Here is a 22,876-nt window from a genome sequence, read left to right on the forward strand (position 1 = left end):
GTCAGCCTGCCAGCGCGTCGACGATGACCTGCGTGTTGTGCCGCTCGGCGCCGAGGTAGGTGCCCTCCGGGCTGTCCGGCGCGCCGAGGCTGTCGCCGAACAGGGCGTCCTCACCGGCGACGACCTTGACACCGGCCTGCTGGGCGATGGCCTCGGCGGTCTTGGGCGGCAGGGAGCTCTCCGCGAAGATCGCCTTGGTGCCGGTCGCCTTGATCGTGGCGACCAGGTCGGTGAGCTGCTTGGCCGACAGCTCGGCGGAGGTGTCGAGGCTGGGGATGACCGAACCGACGAACTCCAGCTCGTAGCGGGCGATGTAGTAGCCGAACGCGTCGTGGTTGGTGACCAGCTTGCGATCGGTCTTGGGGATCTTCGCCCAGGCGGCGGCGTTGTCGCTGTCCAGTTTGTCGAGGTCGGCGGTGTAGGCGGTGAGGTTCTTGGCGAACGCGTCGGCCTTGGCCGGGTCGGCGGCGGCGAGGCCCTTCTGGATGTTCGTCACCATGATCTTGGCGTTGCGCGGGTCGTGCCAGATGTGCGGGTCGTGCTCCTCCTCGCCGGCGTGCTCCCCGGCCTCCTCCTCCGCGTGCTCGCCCTCTTCCTCGTGGTGGCCGCCCTCGCGCAGGGTGACGCCCTGGCTGGAGTCGACGACCGTGCCGGTGAACCCGGCCGACTCGATGGTGCGGTCGAGCCACTCCTCGAGGCCGACGCCGTTCTTCACGACCAGCTTGGCGGTGGCGATGGCCTGCAGGTCGGCGGGCGTGGGCTCGTAGTCGTGCGGGTCGACGTTGGGCTTGATGATCTGAGTGACGACGACGTCGGATCCGCCGACGTTGCGGACGAAGTCGGCGACCTCAGGCGTGGTGGCCACGACGGCGAGCTTGGGGCCGCTCGTCGCGGACGAGGCGCCGGGTTCGGGGGTTTCGGAACCGCAGGCGGCTATCGCCGTGGTGGCCGCGGCGATGGCGGCGGTCCAGACCAGACGGTGGGCGTACTTCATCGATCTCACTCCTGTCGCTGAGGAGTGGAACGATAATCATTTTCGAAATTTATCGTCTAATGGCAAATTGACGATGTATGCAACCCGCGCAGCTCCGCGACCTTCGGTGACAGTCCCGATACTCGGATTAACCGCTACGGGGCGGGCCGATGGCGAGGGGACGACGAGAGGCACGGACAACCGGGCCCCGCGCCTCCTGGGGACCGGCACTCCAGCCGGAGATCCGTTCTGAGCTGCTGTGACGGTTCGGGCGGAGAGACCGCCACTCAGGCGATGGCCGCCAGGGCCGCGTGGGCGCCGCAGCGCCAGACGACACCCGACCGGCCGAAGCCGGCCTGGCGGGCGGCCGCTCGGTGCCAGGGCACGGGCGGTGCGAATTCGGCCGGCACCCGGTCGGCGAAGATCGCCTGCCGCTCGTCCAGCAGCGGCCGGAGTGACTCCTGGCAGCGCAACTCCTCCCACCAGCGGATCCACGCCAGCCCGGCGGAGGCCTCGCCGGGTGCCGCCAGGCGATCCGCGAACGCGACGAGCCCGCTGTCCGGCATCAGGTCGGCGACGACCAGCAGACCGCCAGGGCGCAGCACCGACCGGGCGGCGCGGTAGACCGCCCGGGCCCGCTCCGGCGCGAGGTAGTGCATGGTCATCACTATGGTGACCAGGTCGTACGGGCCGTCGGCCACGACCGCGCCGGACCAGGGTGACTCCAGGTCGCCGGAGTGGACGCGGACCCGGCCGCCCGCCCCGGCGCGGGCGAGCGCCAGCAGCACCGGGTCGAGGTCCATCATGCCGACGTCCGCGGCCGGCCAGTGTGCGGCCATCCGTTCGGCGAAGACTCCGGGGCCGCCGCCGAGGTCGAGCACCCGGCGCGGTTCGCCGCCCGCCAGCGCCTCGGCGACGACCGGCAGCGTCGCCTCGAAACTCGCCACTCCGGGCAGGAAGCCGGCCATCATGCCGTCCCATGATCGGCGCCACTGGTCGACGGCCGTCCGGTCGAGTGCGGGTGCGACGGCTGGCAGCTGGGGCATGGCCGATACTTTAACGGAATTCGTTTTCAATAAGGAGGAAGAGGGCAAGGTGAGCGGCAGGGGTCAGAGGCGGGTCAGCAGGTCCAGCAGGCGATCGATCTCCTTGGTCGTGTTGTACGCGTGCACGCTCACCCGTACCGACGTGGTCTTCTCCCCCGCCTCGGCCTGGCAGTGACCGTCGGCACGGACCATGAAGCCCTCCGCCGCCAGGACGAACCCGAGGTCGTTGGAGCCGATCCGGTCGTGCCGGAAGGTGACGATGCCGTGGCGCTGCTGCACCGGCGAGTCGGCCGCGAGACTGCGCTGGCAGCCGAGGATCTCGTAGGCGGGCAGCCGCCGCAGCCCATCGGTGAGCCGGGCAGCCAGCGCGACCGTCCAGCGGGCGATCCGGTCGGTGCCGGCCTCGTCGAGCCAGTCCAGCGCGGCCGCGAGACTGACGATGCCGCTGGTGTTGGGCGTTCCGGCCCAGCCACCCGGCGCGAACCGCGCTCCGCGCCGGTTGGCGGCCCAGATAGCGCCGGTGCCGGGCAGTGCCATCGCCTTGTGGCCGGAGAACACCAGGAAGTCGACGTCGAGCTCGGTCAGGGACACGGGCAGGTGCCCGATGCTCTGGGCGGCGTCCAGGCAGATCACGACGTCCGGTCCGGCGGCGGCGCGGATCCGGTGGATGTTCATGTCGCCGCCGTAGACGTGGTGCACGTGGGTGACGGCGATGAACCGGGTCCGCTCGGTGACGATCGACGGCAGCAGCCGGTGGTCGTAGTCGCGGGCCGGGTCGTACGGCATCTCCCGGATCCTGACCTTGACGCCCTCCCGGGCGAGCTGGGCGGCGGCCTCGTGCCAGGGCAGGCTGTTGGCCGAGTGGTCGGCCGCCGGCACGATGATCTCGTCGCCGTCGCGCAGGTGACCCACCAGCCAGTCCCGGGCTATCAGCCGCAGACCTTCGGTGGTGCCGCTGACGAAGTGGACGCCGGAGCGGTCCGGTTCCGGGTCGCCGAGGAACTCACGGGTCCGCTGGGCGGCCTGCTCGATGAGCGCGGTGGTCCGGTTGGCCCACGGGTAGGTGCCCCGGCCCGCGTTCGCGTTGCCGCTGGTCAGGTATTTCGTGACGGCGTCGAGGACGGCCAGCGGCTTCTGTGACGTGGCGGCGCTGTCCAGATAGACCTGATCGGGGTGGGCGGTGAGGATCGGGAACTGTTCGCGCAGGCGGGACTGCCAGTCCCGCAGGTCGTCGGGGAACACCCGCGTCAGTCCCGTACCAGCTCGGCGCCCGCGTCACGCCAGGCGATCACCCCACCGGCCAGCGACCGGGCATCCGGGTGGCCCATCCTGGTCAGCAGGGCCGCGTACCGGGCGGACTTCTCCCCCACCGGGCAGACCAGCAGCACGGGTTGGCGGCGGCTGAACGGCAGCCCGTCGTGCAGCATCTCACCGAACCGGTCGTCGACGATGTTGATGGACCGGTCGATGTGCAGGGCCCGGTACGCGAACGGGCTGCGCAGATCCACGACCAGCGGATGGTCGGTGACGATCCAGTCGCGCGCCTCGGCCACGCCGATGCTGCGGGCGCCGGCCAGGTCCTCGCCGGTGAGGTGACGCACCGAGTTGGCGCGGGCCGGCTGCTGGAACAGGGTGGGACGCCGTTCCCGCAGGTAGCTCATGTAGCTCTCGACCCGGTCGCAGACGATGAACACCGCCGTCCGGCGTTCGGTCAGCTCGGCGTCGACACCGCGCAGGTAACGCACCGCACCCTGGTAGGCGCCACCCCCGGTCGGCCCGGCCAGGGTGCCGCATCGGCGTACCAGAGTGAGAAGGCCGTCGATCGCCTCGTCGGAGCTGACCGCCTCGATGGCGTCGTAGACGCCGGGGTCGAACAGGCCGACCTCGTGCACCTCGTCGATGTCGCGGATGCCGGGGATGAAGTCGGACTTCTCGGCGACCAGGCCGACCACGGTGACGCCCGGATCGCGCTCGCGCAGCACCCGCGCCACCCCGCTCGACGACCCCGCGGTGCCGACGCAGGCGATGAAGTAGTCGGGTGCCCGGCCGCCCAGGTCGGCGATGATCTCCGGCCCGGTGCCGCGCACGTGCGCCTCGACGTTGAGGTCGTTGAAGTACTGGTCGGTGTGCAGGTAGCCGGCACCGTCGGCGGACACCGCGTGGTACATCCGGGTCAGCGGGTCGTCGGTGTCGTCGGGGTCGAGGCACTCCGAGCGGCCCGGCAGCTCGTCGATCTGCGCGCCGAGCAGCAGCAACAGGTCCTTGATCTCGGGCACCCGCATGCGATTGGTGACGCTGCGGAACGGCAGCCCGTGCATGCCGGCGATCACCGCGAGCGCCTTGGCCGTGTTGCCGCTGGACAGCTCGACGACGGTCTCACCGCGTTCGGCGGCGCCGGTCAGGCGACGGCGGGACATGTTCCACGCGGCGCGGTCCTTGACCGAGCCGAACGGGTTGAACAGCTCCATCTTCGCGTACAGGTCGATGTTGCGCAGGCCGTGCACAGCCGCATCGATGCGCACCAGTGGCGTGTCGCCGATGACGTCGGTGACGCTGTCGTACCTCACCCGTTGTTCTCCTCCCGGCCCGTGACGGGCCAGTACCGCTCGTCCAGGCACCACTGCCAGTCGTCGCCGGTCCGGTAGGCGGCGATCGTGCGGGCGGTGGGCTGCATCAGCGCCTGCCCTGCGCTGAAATCCATGAGGTAGGCGGCCGTGTTGGCGAAGACCAGCAGGTCACCGGCACGCGGCAGCCGCGGCAGGAAAACCTTGCGGCGGGTCACCAGATCGGCCTCCAGGCACAGGTTCCCGGTCAGATACACACCGGCCGGCCCGTCCGGTCGCGGTTCACCCCGCGAGATCAACAGCGGATCCATGAGTACGCCGTGCTGCTCCAACCCGAGGTCGGTGCCATTGCCGGCCACCCGGACGAGCGTCTCGCCCCGCCCGTCGTCGCGGACCTCCTCGACGCGCAGCAGCACGGCCCCGCACTGGTCGAGCAGCGCCCGGCCGGGTTCGGTGTGCAGGTCGTAGAGGCTGTCGAGCACCAGCGTGCCGAGCGGCCGCCGGTGCGTGGCCGAGGCGGTCGCCAGCAGCCGGTCCAGATAGTCCGGTCCGGCGACGGGCCGGTGCGCCGGGTAGACGCTGAGTGCCCCACGGACCGTGCCGCCCTCGTTGCGCAGCCCGTAGCCGTGGCCGTTCCAGGTCAGCGGCGCCCGTCTGCCGAGCACCGCGGCGGTCTGCTCGGTGGTCCACGCCTCCCACTGCTTCTCGTCGTCCAGGTAGTTGATCCCGAAGCCGCCGCCGACGTCGATCGCGCGGGGGGTCAGTCCACGCTGGACCGCCTCGTCCATGGCGTGCAGGCAGCCTTCCAGCGCGGCGGCCTTCTCGGGCAGCCCGACGGTGTCGAGGTGGTAGGCGACGCCGTGGAAGTCGAGCTGGTCGCGGTGCTTCTCGAGGGTGTCCCAGAGCGCGGCCGTGCCGTCGGCCGGGATGCCGAAACGGCTGGCCCGCGACATCACGTTGGTCCCGCTGGTGGCGAAGCCGGACAGCCGGGCCATCACCCGGATCTTGGGCAGACCGTACGCGGTGACGAGCGCGGCCGTCTCGGCCAGCTCGCCGATCGAGTCGGCGTTGACGATCACTCCGGTACGGGCGGCCAGCCACAGGTATTCACGGCTCTTCGGCCCGGTGGCCATGATGCGGCCGGGCCCGAAGCCTGCGCCGAGCGCGTGCTGCAGCTCGCCCAGCGACGCGACGTCGATGCCGGCGTCGGTGGCGGCCAGCGCCCGGATCAGGGCCGGCGAGCGGTTGGCCTTGTGTGCGAAGTAGATGCCGCCGGTGAGGTGGTGTGTCCGGTACACGTCCCGGAACCGGCTCACGTTGCGGGCCAGCTGGTCGGGCAGCACGACGTTGACCGGTGAGCCGAGCGCGTCGACGACCCGGTGCAGCCAGGCGGGATCGTCCAGCAGGGACCCGAGATCGCCGTCGACGCGCGGTCGCAGGAACAGGACCATGTCACCCCCGTGTGGACGCCGGCTCAGCCCGAACGTAATCCATGAATCGGACACAGCCAAGAGGATCATCACCACTACGTGATGACTCGACTACGCCATGCAACATTGCGCATATCGCCATTCTTCTATCTATCCTTCCCCTCGTCTCCCGACTTTACAATGAAAACCATTTCCAACAGGATGTGTCGGCAACAGTTCCCACGAACGAGGAGACACACCCATGGCCGTGGACACCACGACCACCACCGAGCGGCTGCCCGTCACCGTCCTGTCCGGCTTTCTCGGCGCCGGCAAGACCACGCTGCTCAACCACGTCCTGGCCAACCGCGACGGCCTGCGCGTCGCGGTGATCGTCAACGACATGAGCGAGATCAACATCGACGGAGCCCTGGTACGCGACGGCGGGCAGCTGTCCCGGACCGAGGAACGCCTCGTCGAGATGACCAACGGCTGCATCTGCTGCACACTGCGCGACGACCTGCTCGACGAGGTCGCGCACCTCGCCCGGCAGGACCGCTTCGACTACCTGCTCATCGAGTCCAGCGGCATCTCCGAACCACTGCCGGTCGCCGCCACCTTCGCGTTCGGCATCGACGAACAGGACCGCGTGCTGGCCGACATAGCCCGGCTCGACACCATGGCCACGGTCGTCGACGCACCCCACCTCATCGCGCGGATCAACGCCGGGGAGACTCTCGAAGGACGCGGCCTGGCGGCCTTCGAGGGCGATGATCGTACGATCGCCGATCTCCTGATCGACCAGTTGGAATTCGCCGACGTCATCGTGATCAACAAGACCGACCTGGTCTCCGCCGCCGAACTCCGGCAGGTCGAGGCCCTGGTCACCCGCCTGAACCCGAGAGCACGGCAGATCCGGGCGACGTTCGGGCGCGTCTCCCCCGCCGCCCTGCTGAACACCGGCAGCTTCGACATGGACGCCGCCGAGACCGCGCCCGGCTGGGTCGCCGAACTCAACGGCGAACACATTCCCGAGACCATCGAGTACGGCATCGACAGCCTGCTGTTCCGCGCCCCGGAGCCGTTCCACCCGCAACGGCTGTGGGACTTCCTCGAGAACGCGATCAGCGCGTACGGCGTACTGCGCTCGAAGGGCTTTCTCTGGCTGTCCACCCGGCCGGGCATGGTCGGGCTGTGGTCCCAGGCCGGTCCGAACGGCCGTTGCGATCCCGCCGGTGTCCCCGTCGCCGTCAGCGGCGCCTGGCCCGACGACCCGGACGAACGCGCCGACCTGGAGCAGCGATGGCACCCGCGGTTCGGCGACCGCCGGCAGGAACTCGTCTTCATCGGCGTACGGCTACCCGCCGACGACCTGCGTGAAGGCCTGCGCGCCTGCCTGCTGACCGCCGAGGAGCTCGCGGAGGGCGAGGACGTCTGGCGCACCTGGCCCGACCCGTTCCCGGCGTGGGACGAATTCGATGACCACCAGCACTGACGTGGTCCTGTGCGGGTTCTGGCCGCACGCCGTCGCCGAGGTTCCCGGACGCTTCGCCGTACTGCCGGAGACCGCCGAACCCGACTCGGTCCGCACTCGTGGGCGGCAGAACCCGGCCGTGATCACCGTCGTCCCCGCCGACCTGCTGCTCGACGGCCTCACCGACGACCGGTCGCTGCACTCCGTCGGCCTGCCTTCCCGCACCGCGCGTGTTCTCGACGCCGCGGGCTTTGCCGGCATCGGCGGGCTCACCATCGGCGATCTGGTGGCCCGGCAGATCGAGCAGGCCGACGCGGTCCTGCTGACCGGGGAACTCGACGAGGAGTGGGAGACCGAACAGCTCCGGATCCTGCTGCGGCGGCTCGCACCGTGGGCGAGTCACCCTCGCCCCGGTGACCCGCTGAGGCCCGTGCGCGCCCGCACCGAACCGGTCTCGGCGATCACCCGTGGCCTGCGAGGGCATGCGGTCGGCGTGCACGAACCGCTGCCGGCCCGTGGCGTGACCGCCTGCGTGTTCCGGGCCCGGCGGCCGCTGCACCCCGCCCGGCTGCACGACGCCCTCGGCGAGATCACCGCCGGCGTGCTGCGGTCACGCGGCCACTTCTGGCTGGCCAGCCGTCCCGATGTGGTCATGACCTGGGAGTCCGCGGGAGACCTGACCATCACGCCACATGCCGGATGGCTGGACGGCCAGCCCGGCGACCACTGGGCGGAGGCCGACCCGGAACGCCGGCTGGCCGCCGCGCTCGACTGGGACCCCTACTACGGCGACCGGCACCACCATCTCGCGTTCGTCGGCATCGACGCCGACCCGGTCCGTATCCACCGCCTGCTGGACGGCTGCCTGCTCACCGACGACGAACTGTCCCGCGGCGAAGAACACTGGCGACGGCTGCCGGACCCGTTCCACCGCACCGGGCAGGCCGCCTCTCCGGAACCGCGGCCGTGACCGCACAATCTCGTGCTGGCCGACCTGGAGCAGGAGGGCGCGGCGCGGGGGGCGTTCGCCCTGGTCACCGACACCGACGCGCCCGATGTGGGTAGCGGTCGCCGGGTCGGCCCGCCGATCTGGCTTCCGAAGTGGCGGATGCCACAAGAAATCGGCAAAGCCTGGCGACGTTCCCGCCGAGTGGTGACCGCATGATCACCTACCGTTTTCGCCGCAGGTTGGAGCCTCCAGATCCCGCCGGGCGGGTGTTTCACAGCTGAGACACAGATGGCGACCGATTTGACCGCGGGAGCGACAATCCCACCGATGAACACCGATAGGCCCACCCCTGCATCCCGGCCAGGCACGACCGCGGAACCCGCCGCCGTCGATGAGTCGGCCGAGCCCACGGTCGCCCTGAGCGACACCGGCGACGGCGAGCCGACGGTCAACCTGGCCGCCACCGAGCTCTCCGAGAAGACAGTCGACCTGTCGTCTTCGGCGCAATCCGAACCGACTGCCGACCCGTCGGCGGTCCCGCCGGATGCAGACGCCTCATCGGAAGACACCGAATCCGAGCCGACCACGCTGATCACCGGACCGCCGGCTGAGCCGCCGACCGCGAACATCAACCCTGAAGACAACGAGTCCGAGCCCACCGTGACTCTGTCGACGACCCCGATCGCTGACGAGGACGACGCCGAAGAGACGGCCGCCCTTCCCGCAGCGGACGAATCCGAGCCGACTGTCACCCTGGCGGCGGTCACTCCGGAGGCCGACGTCCCGGAAGGGAGCGAGCCCGAGCCCACCGCGACCTTGCCGACGGCTGCGGAGGACACCGACGAAACAGTCGCGCTCTCGGCGGCGGACGAGGCGGAGCCGACCACGGCCCTGGTCCCGGCTGCGGAGGACACCGACCAAACGGTCGCGCTCCCGGCGGCGGACGAGGCGGAGCCGACCACGGCCCTGGTCCCGGCTGCGGAGGACACCGACCAAACGGTCGCGCTCCCGGCGGCGGCGATTGCCGCGGCGGCGGACGAGGCCGAACCGACCACGGTCATCATCGCCGGGTCCGAGCCGACGATTGCGCTGCCCAAGCCCCGGGTCTCGCCGGAGTCGACGGTGGCACTGCCGGTCAGCCGGGTGTCCCCGCCGGACGCGGATCCGACGGTCGCCCTGCCGATCCCCGCCAAACCGGCCCCGGCGGCCGCCCAGCCGGGTGCGGCGTCGAGGGTCACCCTGCCCTCGGTGCCGGCGCCTCGGACGGCGCCGACCGTTACCCCGCCGCCCTCGGAGCCGACGATCGCTCTGCCGGCCGCGCCGGTGACGCCTGTCGTCGTACCCCCGCAGGTAAGGCCTCTGTCTCGCCGTCGCCTGCTCTGGGCGATCCCCGCCGTAGCCGGGACCGCCCTCGTGGGTGGCACGATCGCCGCACTGGCCGGACGCGACGAACCCGAGGCGGCCAAGGGCCCCAAGACTCCCAACCTGCAGGTCAGCGAACCCGCCCCGTCGCAGTTCCCGAGTCCGAGCCCGACGCCGAACACACCCCAGCCGACGGCCCCGATCGTCAAGGACCCGGTGCACACGCTGGCGGACTTCCGCAAGCTGGTCCCGGGTGACCCGTTCCCGGCGGACTCCATCGCCCTCACCATCGACGACGGGCCGCATCCGGTCTGGACGCCGAAGATCCTGCGCCTGCTGGAGAAGCACCACGTCCCGGCGATGTTCTTCATGATCGGCAATCAGGTCCTCGGCCACGAGTCCACCGCTCGTGACGTCGCCACCGACGGTCACCTGATCGCCAACCACACCTGGAGCCACCCGATCAACCTGTCGAAGCTGCCGCCCCACAAGTCGCTCAAGGAGATCCACCGGGCCCAGGACAAGATCTACAGCACCACCGGAAAGACTCCGAGCCTGTTCCGGGCACCCGGCGGCGCCTGGTCCAAAGGCCTGTCGCAATCGGTCTCCCAGAGCAACGTGATCCCGATCGACTGGACCAACGACCCGCGCGACTGGGCGCAGCCCGGCGTCGCCCACATCACCAACCGCATGCTCGCCGCCCAGCCGGGCCAGATCCTGCTCATCCACGACGGCGGCGGCGACCGCTCTCAGACGCTGGCCTCCCTGCGGACCGTCATCCCGGCGCTGCAGGCCAAGGGCTTGAAGTTCGTCGCTCTGATGTGAACGTCAGGCCCGGCGGTCAGTCCGCCGGCGGTGAGATCATGTAAACGACGCCTGTGACGATGAAGACCAGGCCGACGACCATGAATCCACCGCCGGCGAGGAACCGCCCCACACCGAACCCGCGCTTGAAGTCCTCGCTGTTCCGATACTCCTCGGCGGTTCCCGTTGTGCCGGCCGCCAGAGGGCTGACGCGGCTCTCCGAGATCTGCTTGGCGTGTTCGTCCGCGACGCCGAAGAGATTGGCGACCCAGATGAGCCCGACGAAGCCGAGGAGCAGGCCCACGCCGATGAGAGCCAGGCCTCTCTGTATGTGCAACGGCATGGCAGCCCCCGTGTGACGATCCGTCAATCCTGGCGCGCAGGACGCCAGGGTAACGACGGACAACGATGTCAGGCCAGGAGTGGATTCGCCTGCCGTCCGGGGCCCGTCAGAGGCCGGGGGTTGTGGCGGGCGGCAAGAATGATCCGGTGATCGGAATCAGGGCCCGCCGCCTCGTCGTCTCACTGACCGCCGTCGCGCTGCTCGCCGGCTGCGCCAGGCCGGTCAGCGGCTACGAGTCGCCGCCGGATCCGGCACCCGTTCCGTACGGGAAGGCGACCCCGTCGGCGACCGCCGCGACGTGCCCGCCCGAAGGTGTGCGACTCGAGGTGGGCGGGGGTGACGCCGCGATGGGACTGCGCGTTCTCAGTATCACGCTGGTCAACTGCGGTCCACGGACGTACCGGCTGAACGGCTACCCCGCTGTGCGGCCGCTCGACGAGGACCGGGCGGCGCTGAGGGTCCAGGTCCTGCACGGTGTCAAGGAGATCCTCGGCTCGATGCCGTGGGACGGACCGCCGGCGCCGGTGACGCTGGAGCCGGGACAGCGGGCGGGAACAGCAGTGGCCTGGCGCAACACCTACGACGACATTCGCGAACCACCGGTGACGGTCACGTTCCTGGACATCACCCCGCAGGCCGGTCGTCCTGCGCAGACCGTCGAGCCGACCGGCGGTCTCGACCTGGGCAGCACGGGACGGTTCGGTGTCAGTGCCTGGAGCGTGCTGCCCGACAGTGACACCACCGGGGCACCGACCGATCCGCCGGTCCCCGGCGCGTCCGCCTCCGAGCCGGTGGAAACCATCCCCCCGCTGCTGTAACGCCCGTCCTCCGGCAGCCATTCATCCCCATCTACGATCTTTCGACGAGGGCGCCCGATGTCTCCGGGCGGCCACCACGGGGGAGGATTCAGGATGGTGCAGGATCATTCAGGCGCAGGCTCGTTCGGATACGACCAGCGGCCCGCCACACCACGCAGTGTGCAGATCGTCGCGGCGGGTGTGGCGCTGCTCGGTGTGCTCAACATCGTCCGGATCGTCGTTCAGACAGTCATGACGTTCGGCGGTGACGGGTGGTCCACCGGGGCACGGACGGTGTTCCTGGTCCTCAACGCGATCCCGTTCGCTGTGTCGGTGTTCTTCCTGCCGCTCGCCTACCAGCTGCTCCGCGGCCGGTCGTGGGCGTGGGTGACCGCCATCGTGCTGGTGTCGCTGAGCACCGCCATCGGCACCTTCATGCTGCTCATCACGGTCACCTCTGGCGGCTTCCCGCTCGGGCCGGTCATGTTCGGCGTACCCCTCGTCGTTCTTCTGGGGTTGATCGTTCCCCGCTCGGTTCGCGCTTTCTTCAGCAAGCCGGCGCCGGTTCCGTATCCCACATACCCCGCCCAGGGGCCATGGACCTCCTGAAGCGGAGCCGGCGGTTCACCACCAGTAGTTGTCCTGCGGCCGGTACGGGGTCTCCAGCTCGGCGATCTCGTCGGCGGTCAGCGTGAGGTCGAGGGCGGCCACGGCGTCCTGCAGGTGGTTCGGCTTGGTGGCGCCCACGATCGGGCAGGAGACGGCGGGTTTGGACAGCACCCAGGCGAGCGCGACCTGCGCCATCGGTACGCCGCGGTCCTCGGCGACCTTCTGGATCGCGTGGACCACCGATTCGTCGGCGTCGCGGTCGAAGGCCGTGGCCACGCGGTCCGCCGACGACCGCTCGGTGGTGCGGCCCCACGGGCGGGCAGCCCGGCCCTTGGCCAGCGGTGAGTACGGCGTGAGGCCGACACCCTGGTCGAGGCACATCGGGATCATGTCGCGCTCTTCCTCGCGCTTGAGGACGTTGTACTGGTCCTGCATCGCCGCGAAGCCGGTCCACCCGTTCACGACGGCGGTGTGCTGCAGCTTGGCGAACTGCCACGCCCACATCGACGACGCGCCGAGATAGCGCACCTTGCCCGACCGGACCAGGTCGTCGAGTGCGCGCATGGTCTCCTCGACCGGGGTCTCCGGGTCGAAGCGGTGCAGGTAGTAGACGTCGATGTAGTCGGTGCCGAGCCGGCGTAGTGAGGCGTCGGCCTGCTCGAGGATCGCCCGGCGTGACAGGCCGCTGCCGCCGGGGCCGTCGTGCATCCGCCCACTGACCTTGGTGGCGAGCACGATGTCCTCCCGGCGCGAGAACCGTCTGATCGCCCGCCCGACGAACTCCTCCGAGGTGCCGCCCTGGTAGACGTTGGCGGTGTCCCAGAAGGTCACGCCCAGCTCGGCTGCCTGCCGGAAGAACGGCGCGGCGGCCTCCTCGCCGAGTGTCCAGGCGTGCATGCCGGCCGTGGCGTCGCCGTAACTCATACATCCGAGCCCGATCCGGCTGACCCGCAGTCCGGTCCGTCCCAGTCGTGTGAACTGCACGAGGTGCCCCTTTCTGTCGCGGCGCGACCAGCCTAGGCGGGCGGGATCAGGAAAGGTCGACGGTGCGCAGATATCCGAGCCGGTGGTACGCGCTCGGCTCCAGCGTGGCGACGACGCAGCGGTACGACAGCGCGAGCAGTGCGGTGTGCGCGATGTCCGGGCGGTCCTCGATGTCGAGCGCGGCGAGGACGGTGGCGGTGTCGCGCTCCAGCTCGTAGACGTCGATGAACGGGAATTCGTCGCCCTCGGGCCGCCGGTCCATCAGGCGCAGCAGGCGGCCGTACGCTCTCGTGCCGTAGATCCGCGACGCCGCGCGCAGGTAGGACAGTGACGAGACGATGATGTTGCAGCTCGTGTCGGCCACCGCGTCGACCAGGGCCGTTCCGACCGTCTGGTTGTCGAGCCGCGCGTACGAGATCAGCACCTCGGCGTCGAGAATGAGGTGCGGAAGCGGAACCGCGGAAAGCGAGAAACGATTGTTCGTCACGCGCCGGACGGTCCTGAGGAATCCTTCCGTCTGCGTTGTCTCCGGATCGGACCTCCTATTCTCGCGCAAGCGCGGAAGGAGATTCCGGTAGATGCCGTCGAATGTGTTGCCGGTGGCGTGGTATTCGCTGACGATGCGATGCGCCTCCGCGGATCGCCAGCGATTTCTGTCGTTCACGATCGGCGATGCTAGGCACGGCCTCGGGACGTCCGCAACCGCCCCGAATCGACTCGTCGCACCAGGTGAGACACCCCCGTCACCATCTCAACGCCGACTGGCGGGCGGAGTTTACGACCCTGCTGACCGTTTTGATCGCATCATTTCACGCATTTTTTCAACTGGCAGTGCTGCCGGAAGGGCGACGAGCCGCCGGGAGCACTCCCGACGGTCACGAAACGGACGGAAATAAATCTCGATCGCCCGCATCATGAGACGGCATTCCGGCTCGCCCGGCCGCCGTACTCGACCGATCGCCGTTTCGCGTGTCGTCTCGCCGCGATGTTGAATGGCGCCCATGCCGAAAGTGAAGATCAACCACGACGACCATGCGACGTTCACGGAGGCCGCGGCTTCGGCAGGCCTTTCCGTCGGCGAATGGCTCGCGATCGCGGGCCGGCAACACGCCGCCGCCTGCACGGTCGTGGGGGACCGGCCCGGCGTCCGGATACTGCACCTGGCCCTCGACGCCGGCACCGCCGCCTACCTGGACCGGGAGGCCGGACGCTCAGGCACCGGCGACCGCGCCTACCTCACCCGGTTCCTGCAGGACCTGGCCGCCGGCAGCACCGTCGACCCGGATCAACTGTGGGTCGACGCGATGACCGCGATCAGCTTCGACATCGCTTCCCACCGCCAGCGCTCCTACCTGGACCAGGCGAGGATCGACACGATCGTCGGAGACACGGTCCTCATCGCCGTCCCGGACTCGTACACCCGCGACGTCATCGAGGCCCGGCTGCGGCCGCTCCTCACCGAAACACTGTCCGGGCTCCTGCGGCGCAGAGTCCAGATCGCCGTCACCATCGACGCGCCGGACCGCCACCGGCCACTGCCGCCGCCCCAGCACCCGGCGGCCGGGCGTGATCTCGACGAGCTCCGGCGGCTGCTGGACCGGCTGTCAGCCGGCCGGGCGCCACGGCGATGAGTCCTGAACCACCGCGTCGTCCGGCTACGTCCAGATTTCGCGGAGGCGGTCCGCCTCGGTGGCGGCCTGGGCGTAGCCGGCCTCGGCGGCCGGGCGGCGGCGGGCCGGGTCCAGGACGTTGGCGCCGATCGCCCGGACGGCCGCCGCGTCCGGCGACACCACGACTCCCCGTACATCGGCTCCCAGGCTCTTGAGCTGCACGTCCGGGCGTCCGTCACGCCTCGGCGAGCGGGTCGTCGGGGCCAGCACCGCCACCCGCCGGCTGCCATCGGCCAGGTCGACGTTGGCGACCGAACGCACTCCCCCGTCGACGTAGCGGACGCCGCCGATCGTCACCGGCGGCCACACCAGCGGTACCGCACAGCTGGCGGCGACGGCGTCGACCAGCGAGACGCCACTGTCGGCGTCGAATATCCGTACAGCTCCCGTCTCCGCCTCGACCGCCGCGATCCGCAACCGGACCGCCGGCCAGGCACCGTCGCCGATGCGCCGGGCGATCACCTCGCGCCGTTGCGCCTCCGGGATCGTGCGGGTGCGTAGCGCCCTCCGGCCGAGCCAGGCGCGGCCCTTGGCGGGATCGCCCGGCCAGAGGCCGGCCACCGCGAAACCCAGGATCACTCCGGGGCCGATGCGGGCGGACAGCTCACCCGTGGCGTCGGCGAGCTGTGCGTCGAAAAGATCCTTCAGCGGTACGCCGGACAGCACCTGAGCAGCCACGGAGGAACCCGCCGACGTCCCGACGAACAGACCGGCGTCCGTCAGATCGACACCCCGTTCGGCCAGACCGTGCAGAAGCCCGATCTCCCACGCGACACCGGTGACACCGCCGCCGCCGAGCACGAGAGCCTTGCCATCAACACCCATACATGTGATCCAAGCACGAGAATCGGACCATGACAGCCACCGGAACACTGATCGGCGACTCGCTGCGCCCGGGCGCCGAGTTCGCACCGCGCGGCGCCCGGATCCGCCGCGTCTACCGTCTCGACCTGGAAGGCACCGGGACCGCGACACAGCCGCCCGTCTGGACCGTGATCGAGTTCGAGACCGACGACACCGAGGCGGCCGTCGAGGCGCTGGCGGCCTCGCTGAACCCCGGCGGCGGCTGGTACGCGGACATGCGCGACGGCCGGGACCGGATCATCGTGTTCGCCGGTACGGTCTTCCGCTACCGGCCCGGCGACGCCGAGGGCCGGGCGGCCGCGATGGCACACGGGCGGGCCGCCGGTGTCCCCGAGCATCAGCTGGACTGGCCGGACTGATCCCGGCGTGGCGTGCGCACGATCGGCTGCCTGCCGCCCCACATCTCCACGACAGTTCCGCCCACACCGTGCCGGACCAGGTCCAGGACGACGGCCACGACCTCGGACGGCGGGATCAGCGGGCCCGAGCGGTAGCGTTCGGCGACGCTCATGCGCTGCCACTGGATGTGGGCGCGGTCCAGGCCGATCCAGTCCGGTGCCACACACATCACCCGGATCCCGTCGAGTGCGGCCAGACTCGAAGTGAAGCGGATCAGACCGGCTTTGGCGGCCCCGTACTCGGGCGAGCCGTAGGCCTCGAACCCGACGCCGCCGCTGGAGGCGATGTTGACGATCGCACCGCCGCCGCGTTCGCGCATGGGTTCGAGCACCCGCTGGGTGAGACGCATCGGCGCGAGGAGGTTGAGGTCGACCGTCGCGGCCCACTCGGCGGCGCTCGCCTCCGGGTACTGCTGCTCCGGCGTCCACCCGCCGGCATTGTTGACGAGCACGTGCGGGCCGCCGAGTTCCCGGGCGGCCTGCACGACGAGATCAAGATCATCACCTTGGCGTACGTCAGCGCGCACCGCCCGGGCCGGTGTCCCGTACTCCCCGAGCCCGGCGACGCAGGCCCGCGCGGCCCGCTCGTCGACGTCGGCCACGACGACGCCGTATCCCGACCGCGCGAACCCGTACGCGAGTTCCCGCCCCAGCCCGTCACCACCGCCGGTGATGATCGCGATGCCCGTCATACCGAGCCCGTACCCAACGGCCGGATGTCGCATACCGGCCGGGTGACCGCCCCGCGTGCCCGAGAATGAATCCGGTGGAGAGAGGAGGGCCGGTGTGACGGCCATTCCGCAGGCGTACCCGCTGTGGTGCGCGACCCTGGACGGCGACGAGGTGCGGGTCGGCCGGGTCTTCGGCTGGATGTCGGACCTGCTGACGCCCGAGCCGGTCGCCGCCGAGAAGATCGCCGACTCGTCGGCCGCGACCGGGGCGGACGCCCGGTTCTCCCCGCTGGTCACGTGGGACCCACCGCGCGGCGGGCTCGTGGCCGGCGGCCTCGTGCGCTGCGGCCGCGACGCGAAGAACCAGTTCGTGCCGCTGCGCTTCGGCGACACCCGCGAGGAGGCGGTCGCCGCTGTGCGAGCGACCAGAACCTGACCGGGCCGGTCCGACGCTGCGGCGAGCCGCCGTGGCGCGGATCGGTTCTCGCCACGGGCCCGTCGACAGCGGTTCCGGTACGGTCGGCGCATGCCCGTGGAACTGCGGCCCGCCCGCGACTCCGACGCCACCGCGGTCGCGGCGCTCTGGGAGTCGGCGTGGCACGACGGGCACGCCGGCCACGTGCCGGACGAGCTGACCACGCTGCGTACGCCGGAGACGTTCCGCGCCCGCGCCGCCCGGATGGTGCCGCGCACCACGGTGGCCACCGCGAACGGCGAGATCACCGGCTTCGTGACCGTGTCCGGCGACGAGGTCGAGCAGGTCTTCGTGGCCGCCGGCAGCCGGGGCACCGGGACGGCGGGCGTGCTCCTGGCCGAGGCGGCGCGGCAGGTCGCGGCCGCCGGGCACGAGACGGCCTGGCTGGCCGTCGTCGCCGGCAACGCCCGCGCCCGGCGCTTCTACGAGCGCAGCGGCTGGTCCGACGGCGGCCCGTTCTCCTACGCCGCCGAGGGCTCGATCAACGTCCCTTGCCACCGCTACGTCAAGCGCGTGGTCGGCGCATGACGCCCGACGACCTGATCAAGGCCGCGATCGGCGTCGCCGAGGAGGGCATGGCCGGGGGCGAGGCCCCGATCGGTGCGGTCGTCGAGATGGGTGGCCGGATCCTCGCCCGGGCCCACACCCGCGACGTGTCGCTGGGACGCCGGCTGGTCCACGCCGACCTGCTGGCGATGATCGAGGCGGACGAGGCGCTCGGCTGGGGGCCGCGCCCGCATCCGGTACGGCTCGCCGTCAACCTGGAACCCTGCCTGATGTGCATGGGCGCGGCGATGGCACTCAAGGTGGACGAGGTCTACTACGCCCTCGAGTCCCCCGCCGACGGTGGCGCCGCGGTCGGGGCGTCCTGGCCGGTCAGCCCCGACCTGCCGTGGTACCGGCCGCCCGCGATCGTCGGCGGTGTCCGCCGGGCGGAGGCCCGCGATCAGTTCCGCCGTTTCCGCGACAGCGCGCCGGACTCGGGTATGCGCACCTGGGCCGCCACCCTCGCAGCACTCTGACCTCGTCCGGCCGCGGTTCTCCAGCTGTGTCGCGGTTCTCCAGCTGTGTCGTGTCGCTGTCTCACCGGCCCTGTCACGGGACGAAGGTGAACAGGCGGTCCGGCGGGTCACCCGATCCGGTGCGGGCCAGGCGGTGCATGCCGGCCCGGAAACGGGCGTCCGGCGGTCTCGTGAACGCCAGCTCGTGGAAGCCGTGTTCGGTGAAGCACGCGGCGACGCCGGCGCTCGGGTCCGGCCCGTTGTCGTCGCCTCGGCCGCGGGTCCAGATCACGATGCCGCCGGAGACCATCAAAGACGACAAGGCCGCGATCGTACGGCGTACGTCCTCGGTGGTGATGTTTCCGAAGACTCCGCAGGCCAGCAGCACGTGGGCGGGTGCCGCGTCGAGGTAGGTCTCCGTCCGGCCCGCGTCGCCGGTGCGCACGTCGACGCCGGGCAGGTCCAGCTCGGCGGCCGCCGTCCGGGCCCGGCCGGTCAGCTCGGGGTCGAGCTCGGCGAGCACCGCGCGCACGGTCCGGCCCTGATCGTGGCGGGCCAGGACCGGCAGCATGTCCCGGCCATCGCCGGCGCACAGACTGATCAGGCGGCGGTGCCCGTCCGGGTCGGCCGGGGCCTCGGTCAGGGCCCGCTCCAGGTAGTCCTGGACGACCCGCAGACGCCGGGACAGCGAGGAGCCGGCCGTGTCGTAGTCCGCGTGCCACCGCAGCCAGTCACGTGTCATCCGATCATCATGCCTGTGAGGTCGAGGGCTACCTGGGTCGACGAGCTGCTGCCGTCGGTCACCTGGAAGGAGCGGCTGGAGTGGCCGGTCACCGAGCCGGTGCTGCTGTTCGACTCGGTGTACACGGGCACCGACGCGCTGGCCGAGGAGCATCTGCGGATCGAGCTGGAGCCGGGTGAGTATCTGGTCGAGGCCGCCCACGCGGAGCACCCGGACGCATACCTGATCCTGGTGCGGCTCACCGCTCGTCCAGATACTCCAGCAGCTCGTAGGCGGCCCGCATGACGTCACGGTGCCGCCACTCGGCCGCCCGGTACAGGCAGGCGATCAGGCCGCTGCGGTGCACCCGGCGGAAGTCGCCGTAGACGAACGCGTGCCGGGCCTTGGTCTCGTCGTTGGCGCCTTCGGTGAGGCCGAGATGCCACTGGGCGTACTCGTCCCAGGTGTGTGATTCCAGGTACGCGTTGCCGGCTGCGGCGTTCGGCTGCACGTCGCCCCAGTCGCTGTCGAGGACGTACTGCCGGGCGTCGATGAGCTTGCGGGCGTGGGCGACCGCGGCCTTGTTCACGTCGTAGGACGCCATGCCGGCCGGGTACCCGCCGCACGCTCCGGCGAAACGACGGTTGGCACGGCGATGGCCAGGGAATGCCGTGGGCATCGAGTGAGCCGAAGGAGATCGAGATGCGTGCTCTGCTGACCACCCTGGCCGTCTTCGCGGTGGTGCTGATTCTGCTCGGGCTGTTCCTGAAGGCCGTGAAGTGGCTGCTGATCATCGGCGTGCTGGCACTGGTCGCCGTGGTGGTGCTCGGGGTGGTCAAGGGACGGCGGACGCTGCGGTAACCGTTGATCGAACGCGAGGGCTGCCAGTAGCGTCCCGGAGCATGACGAAGGTCGATCTCCAGGACGTCAAGGACATCGGGTCCGGGTACGACCCGGATCCGGCCCGCTCGATGTCGTTGCGGGCGGCGGCGTACCTCGATCCGAAGTGGCTGGAGCTGGATCAGCGGGCGATCTTCGGCCGGACGTGGCAGTGGGTCTGTCATGTGGAGAAGCTGCGGGCGCCCGGCGCCTACGTGGCGACGACCGTGGCGGGCATGCCGATCGCCGTGGTCCGGGACCGGGCCGGAGAGCTGCGGGCGTTCTTCAACGTGTGCAAGCACCGGGCGCACGAGCTGCTGTCCGGTTCGGGAACCACGGGAACGATCGTCTGCCCGTACCACGCCTGGGTTTATGATCTTGATGGTTCTCTGCGCCGTGCCCGGCACACCGATCGGATGCCCGATTTCGATCGCACCGGGATCCGCCTGGACCGGATTCAGGCGGAGGAGTTCGGCGGGTTCGTCTACGTCAACCTGGACCCGGGTGCGCGGCCGCTGGCCGAGCAGGCTCCGGACCTCGCCGCGGAGATCGCCCGGTGGGCGCCGGACGTCGCGGAGCTGACGTTCGCGAAGCGGCTCACCTACGACGTGAAGTCGAACTGGAAGAACGTCATCGACAACTTCCTCGAGTGCTACCACTGTCATGTGGCGCACCGTGAGTTCGTGGCGCTCGTCGACATGGACACCTACGAGGTGCGGACGCACGGCATCTGGTCCAGCCACTTCGCCGAGGCCGGCAAGGTGGACAACCCGGCCTACGACGTGTCCGGCGCTTCGGTCACCCAGCACGCGGTGTGGTGGCTGTGGCCCAACACGTGCCTGCTGCGCTATCCCGGGCGCGGCAACTTCATGGTGTTCCAGGTGGTCCCGGACGGGCCGGATCGCACGCTGGAGACCTGGGACTTCTTCTTCGAGACGCCCGAGCTCGAGGAGGCCGAGGTCGAGGCGGTGCGCTACATCGACGACGTGCTGCAGCAGCAGGACATCGCGATCGTGGAGAGCGTGCAGCGCGGCATGGCGACGCCCGCGTTCGATCAGGGCCGCATCGTGTACGACTCCGCGGGGCCGGGCCTGTCCGAGCAGGGCGTGCACCATTTCCACGGTCTGGTGCTCCAGGCGTACGAGGACTTCGTGCTCAACCGGTGACGCCGGGGCTGTCGTCACAGCCCCGGCGCCGTCAGGTCGTCGGCTCAGTCGATCAGCCCCAGTATCCGGTGGACCAGTCGTCGCTGGCCCAGAACCGGCCGGTCCAGGTGCCGGCGGCCCAGAAGCGGCCGTTCCACGTGCGGCCGCTCCAGGCCGGGTCGGTCCAGCTGTTCGTGCCGCCCCACGCGCCGCCGGCCCAGGTGGCCGAGCCCCACGTCTTGGAGGCGAACGAGGTGCCGTTCCAGCCGTCGGCGGCCATCCGGTGACCCATCCACACGCCGCCCGACCAGGCGGTCTGCGCCTTGGTCTTCGCGGCCCAGCCGGCGGTGTCGAACGGGCCGAAGATGGAGTTCTGGCCGGTCAGGGTGACGTTGTTGGCGACCACGTGGCTGGAGCCGCGGGTCGCTTCGAGCGTGCCGCTGCCGTCGGAGTCGCCACTGGTCCAGGTCTGCCCCGGAGTGGCGGCGAGGGCCAGGTTGACGTCGAGCTGCTTGGCGCCCTGCCCTTCGGAGACGAGTTTGGGCAGCCAGGTGCCCTGCATGAGGACGTTCTTGAGCTGGCCGGAGGTCAGGGTCGGGCGGGCCTGCAGGACGAGTGCGGCGGCGGCCGCGGTGACGGCCGCGGCCTGTGAGGTGCCGCTGCCGCGGAACAGGGTGTCGCCGACGCGGGCGGTCGGGAAGCTGTTGTCGACGTTGGAGCCGGGGACGCGGAGGGACGGGATGGAGGTTCCGGGGGCGAGTACGTCGAGCGGGCGGCCGTTGGTGGACAGGTTGGTGAAGCTGGTCAGGGTGTCGTCGGACGGGTCGGTGGTGCCGTTGGAGGCGGTTGCGCCCACGGACAGTGCGTAGTAGTCGGCGGCCGGGTGGGTGAGTTTGCCGTAGCCGTTGCCCTGGTTGCCGGCGGCCGCGACGACGGTGATGCCGGCTTTCGCGGCCTGTTGCACGGCCAGGGACAGCGGGTCGTTCCACACCGTCGGATTGCCGCCGGTCCCGTACGAGAGGCTGATGATTCTGATCGGATTCGACGGGTCGTGGTTGCGGTTCTCGACCACCCAGTCGATCGCGGCGATCATCTGCGTGACGTCGACGGCGCCGTTCGCGGTGCCGACCTTGATCGAGGTGAGCTTGGCTCCGGGTGCGATGCCCTTGGTGCCGGTCGCGGTGTCGTTGCCGATGATGATGCCGGCCATGTGCGTGCCGTGGCCGTAGGTGTCGAGGTAGCGCAGGCTGCTGCTCTGCGACTCGAAGGACAGGTCGGGGCCGTTGACGACCTGGGCGGCCGGTATGCCGGGGACGGGCGCCACGCCGGTGTCGATGAGGGCGATGCCGACGCCCTTGCCGGTGAGGCTCTTGGCGGCTCCGGTGTCGGCGCCGATCGTGGTGCGCACCTGGGCGAGCGTGCTGGTCGTCGAGGTGGTGCCACCGTTGCTGAGCCAGATCCCGGACCAGTCGTCGGCACCCAGGCCGGCTCTGCTCGGGGCGGCTTGCGCCGGGGCGGCTGCCGCCAGCGCGAGCGGGAGGACACCGGCCGCGATCGCGGCGGTGGCCATCCGCGCACGTCGGCGCAGGGGGTTACGAGCACGCATGTACTGCGCCTCCTTGTGGGTCGTTCCGGGCGAGTTTCACCCGGCTCGCAACCGAGAGTGACGGCACAAGTCGGAAAAGTCTGTAGTCTCCGGACGGTTGCAGCGGGTCCGGCACCTGATCAGGACCGGACG

At 70.5% G+C, this 22,876-nt stretch carries 27 protein-coding genes; 14 read left to right on the forward strand and 13 right to left on the reverse strand.

The window, feature by feature from the left end; translation table 11 throughout:
- Nucleotide 1: 1 nt before the first annotated feature.
- From CLV67_RS14780 to CLV67_RS14800, 5 genes are all read right to left on the reverse strand, one after another.
- The gene (locus CLV67_RS14780; RefSeq protein WP_106318575.1) at nt 2-994 is read right to left on the reverse strand and encodes a metal ABC transporter substrate-binding protein; all 993 of its coding nucleotides are present in this window, start codon (nt 992-994) and stop codon (nt 2-4) included.
- A gap of 266 nt (nt 995-1,260) precedes the next feature.
- Nucleotides 1,261-2,019, reverse strand: a complete 759-nt coding sequence (locus CLV67_RS14785; RefSeq protein WP_106318577.1) for a class I SAM-dependent methyltransferase — start codon at nt 2,017-2,019, stop codon at nt 1,261-1,263.
- A gap of 63 nt (nt 2,020-2,082) precedes the next feature.
- Nucleotides 2,083-3,261, reverse strand: coding sequence for an aminotransferase class V-fold PLP-dependent enzyme (locus CLV67_RS14790; protein WP_239166208.1), 1,179 nt, complete (start codon nt 3,259-3,261; stop codon nt 2,083-2,085).
- A gap of 5 nt (nt 3,262-3,266) precedes the next feature.
- Nucleotides 3,267-4,586, reverse strand: coding sequence for a pyridoxal-phosphate dependent enzyme (locus CLV67_RS14795; protein WP_106318581.1), 1,320 nt, complete (start codon nt 4,584-4,586; stop codon nt 3,267-3,269).
- Nucleotides 4,583-6,034, reverse strand: a complete 1,452-nt coding sequence (locus tag CLV67_RS14800; protein ID WP_106318582.1) for a Y4yA family PLP-dependent enzyme — start codon at nt 6,032-6,034, stop codon at nt 4,583-4,585. Before CLV67_RS14800 ends, CLV67_RS14795 begins: the two co-directional genes overlap by 4 nt.
- Before the next feature lie 220 nt (nt 6,035-6,254).
- Here CLV67_RS14800 and CLV67_RS14805 point away from each other — a divergent pair, with 220 nt between their 5' ends.
- The 4 genes from CLV67_RS14805 to CLV67_RS14820 all read left to right on the forward strand — a co-directional run bounded on the left by CLV67_RS14805 (nt 6,255) and on the right by CLV67_RS14820 (nt 10,602).
- Nucleotides 6,255-7,487 carry a GTP-binding protein gene (locus tag CLV67_RS14805; protein ID WP_106318584.1) on the forward strand — a complete coding sequence of 411 codons (1,233 nt, stop codon included), beginning with the start codon at nt 6,255-6,257 and terminating at the stop codon, nt 7,485-7,487.
- Nucleotides 7,471-8,436 (forward strand): GTP-binding protein, encoded by a 966-nt coding sequence (locus CLV67_RS14810; RefSeq protein WP_106318586.1) that lies wholly within the window; start codon nt 7,471-7,473, stop codon nt 8,434-8,436. The genes CLV67_RS14805 and CLV67_RS14810 overlap by 17 nt, the downstream gene beginning before the upstream one ends.
- A 12-nt stretch (nt 8,437-8,448) precedes the next feature.
- Nucleotides 8,449-8,631 (forward strand): hypothetical protein, encoded by a 183-nt coding sequence (locus tag CLV67_RS14815; RefSeq protein ID WP_106318588.1) that lies wholly within the window; start codon nt 8,449-8,451, stop codon nt 8,629-8,631.
- Between the two features lie 111 nt (nt 8,632-8,742).
- The gene (locus CLV67_RS14820) at nt 8,743-10,602 is read left to right on the forward strand and encodes a polysaccharide deacetylase family protein (protein WP_106318590.1); all 1,860 of its coding nucleotides are present in this window, start codon (nt 8,743-8,745) and stop codon (nt 10,600-10,602) included.
- A 16-nt stretch (nt 10,603-10,618) separates the two neighbouring features.
- Here CLV67_RS14820 and CLV67_RS14825 read toward each other — a convergent pair whose 3' ends face one another.
- Entirely contained in the window at nt 10,619-10,924 is a 306-nt protein-coding gene (locus tag CLV67_RS14825; RefSeq protein ID WP_106318592.1) for a hypothetical protein, read from the reverse strand.
- Between the two features lie 146 nt (nt 10,925-11,070).
- Between CLV67_RS14825 and CLV67_RS14830 the strand changes: the two genes are divergently transcribed.
- A complete protein-coding gene (locus CLV67_RS14830) occupies nt 11,071-11,742 on the forward strand; it encodes a DUF4232 domain-containing protein (protein ID WP_170153861.1) in 672 nt (223 codons plus the stop codon).
- A 93-nt stretch (nt 11,743-11,835) separates the two neighbouring features.
- Nucleotides 11,836-12,330, forward strand: coding sequence for a hypothetical protein (locus CLV67_RS14835; RefSeq protein ID WP_106318596.1), 495 nt, complete (start codon nt 11,836-11,838; stop codon nt 12,328-12,330).
- A 15-nt stretch (nt 12,331-12,345) separates the two neighbouring features.
- Here CLV67_RS14835 and CLV67_RS14840 read toward each other — a convergent pair whose 3' ends face one another.
- On the reverse strand, nt 12,346-13,314 hold the full coding sequence (locus tag CLV67_RS14840) for an aldo/keto reductase (protein WP_106318598.1): 969 nt from the start codon (nt 13,312-13,314) through the stop codon (nt 12,346-12,348).
- A gap of 46 nt (nt 13,315-13,360) precedes the next feature.
- The gene (locus CLV67_RS14845; RefSeq protein WP_106318600.1) at nt 13,361-13,801 is read right to left on the reverse strand and encodes a hypothetical protein; all 441 of its coding nucleotides are present in this window, start codon (nt 13,799-13,801) and stop codon (nt 13,361-13,363) included.
- Between the two features lie 514 nt (nt 13,802-14,315).
- Here CLV67_RS14845 and CLV67_RS14850 point away from each other — a divergent pair.
- A complete protein-coding gene (locus CLV67_RS14850; protein WP_106318602.1) occupies nt 14,316-14,945 on the forward strand; it encodes a hypothetical protein in 630 nt (209 codons plus the stop codon).
- 24 nt (nt 14,946-14,969) lie between these two features.
- Here CLV67_RS14850 and CLV67_RS14855 read toward each other — a convergent pair whose 3' ends face one another.
- Entirely contained in the window at nt 14,970-15,809 is an 840-nt protein-coding gene (locus CLV67_RS14855; RefSeq protein WP_106318604.1) for a patatin-like phospholipase family protein, read from the reverse strand.
- A gap of 29 nt (nt 15,810-15,838) precedes the next feature.
- On the opposite strand from CLV67_RS14855, the gene CLV67_RS14860 reads away from it, so the two are divergent.
- Nucleotides 15,839-16,207 (forward strand): hypothetical protein, encoded by a 369-nt coding sequence (locus CLV67_RS14860; protein ID WP_106318606.1) that lies wholly within the window; start codon nt 15,839-15,841, stop codon nt 16,205-16,207.
- On the opposite strand, the gene CLV67_RS51910 is transcribed toward CLV67_RS14860, so the two are convergent.
- Nucleotides 16,186-16,938 (reverse strand): SDR family NAD(P)-dependent oxidoreductase, encoded by a 753-nt coding sequence (locus CLV67_RS51910; RefSeq protein ID WP_170153862.1) that lies wholly within the window; start codon nt 16,936-16,938, stop codon nt 16,186-16,188. The two genes, CLV67_RS14860 and CLV67_RS51910, sit on opposite strands and share 22 nt — an antisense overlap.
- Nucleotides 16,939-17,032: 94 nt before the next feature.
- On the opposite strand from CLV67_RS51910, the gene CLV67_RS51915 reads away from it, so the two are divergent.
- The 3 genes from CLV67_RS51915 (at nt 17,033) to CLV67_RS14875 (ending at nt 18,414) form a co-directional block, all read left to right on the forward strand.
- Nucleotides 17,033-17,353, forward strand: coding sequence for a hypothetical protein (locus CLV67_RS51915; protein WP_170153863.1), 321 nt, complete (start codon nt 17,033-17,035; stop codon nt 17,351-17,353).
- Between the two features lie 90 nt (nt 17,354-17,443).
- Entirely contained in the window at nt 17,444-17,920 is a 477-nt protein-coding gene (locus tag CLV67_RS14870) for a GNAT family N-acetyltransferase (RefSeq protein WP_106318610.1), read from the forward strand.
- Nucleotides 17,917-18,414 carry a nucleoside deaminase gene (locus CLV67_RS14875; RefSeq protein WP_106318612.1) on the forward strand — a complete coding sequence of 166 codons (498 nt, stop codon included), beginning with the start codon at nt 17,917-17,919 and terminating at the stop codon, nt 18,412-18,414. The genes CLV67_RS14870 and CLV67_RS14875 overlap by 4 nt, the downstream gene beginning before the upstream one ends.
- Before the next feature lie 73 nt (nt 18,415-18,487).
- On the opposite strand, the gene CLV67_RS14880 is transcribed toward CLV67_RS14875, so the two are convergent.
- Nucleotides 18,488-19,135 carry a class I SAM-dependent methyltransferase gene (locus tag CLV67_RS14880; protein ID WP_106318614.1) on the reverse strand — a complete coding sequence of 216 codons (648 nt, stop codon included), beginning with the start codon at nt 19,133-19,135 and terminating at the stop codon, nt 18,488-18,490.
- Nucleotides 19,136-19,150: 15 nt separating this feature from the next.
- On the opposite strand from CLV67_RS14880, the gene CLV67_RS14885 reads away from it, so the two are divergent.
- Nucleotides 19,151-19,420 (forward strand): Imm21 family immunity protein, encoded by a 270-nt coding sequence (locus CLV67_RS14885; protein ID WP_170153864.1) that lies wholly within the window; start codon nt 19,151-19,153, stop codon nt 19,418-19,420.
- Here CLV67_RS14885 and CLV67_RS14890 read toward each other — a convergent pair.
- Nucleotides 19,374-19,793, reverse strand: a complete 420-nt coding sequence (locus tag CLV67_RS14890; protein ID WP_239166207.1) for a hypothetical protein — start codon at nt 19,791-19,793, stop codon at nt 19,374-19,376. The genes CLV67_RS14885 and CLV67_RS14890 overlap by 47 nt on opposite strands.
- 23 nt (nt 19,794-19,816) lie before the next feature.
- Between CLV67_RS14890 and CLV67_RS51920 the strand changes: the two genes are divergently transcribed.
- Nucleotides 19,817-19,975, forward strand: coding sequence for a hypothetical protein (locus CLV67_RS51920; protein ID WP_170153865.1), 159 nt, complete (start codon nt 19,817-19,819; stop codon nt 19,973-19,975).
- Nucleotides 19,976-20,016: 41 nt separating this feature from the next.
- The gene (locus CLV67_RS14900) at nt 20,017-21,159 is read left to right on the forward strand and encodes an aromatic ring-hydroxylating oxygenase subunit alpha (protein WP_170153866.1); all 1,143 of its coding nucleotides are present in this window, start codon (nt 20,017-20,019) and stop codon (nt 21,157-21,159) included.
- Nucleotides 21,160-21,211: 52 nt separating this feature from the next.
- On the opposite strand, the gene CLV67_RS14905 is transcribed toward CLV67_RS14900, so the two are convergent.
- A complete protein-coding gene (locus CLV67_RS14905; protein ID WP_106318622.1) occupies nt 21,212-22,744 on the reverse strand; it encodes a S8 family serine peptidase in 1,533 nt (510 codons plus the stop codon).
- Nucleotides 22,745-22,876: the final 132 nt, after the last annotated feature.

Source organism: Actinoplanes italicus, from assembly GCF_003001815.1.
GTDB lineage: Bacteria > Actinomycetota > Actinomycetes > Mycobacteriales > Micromonosporaceae > Actinoplanes > Actinoplanes italicus.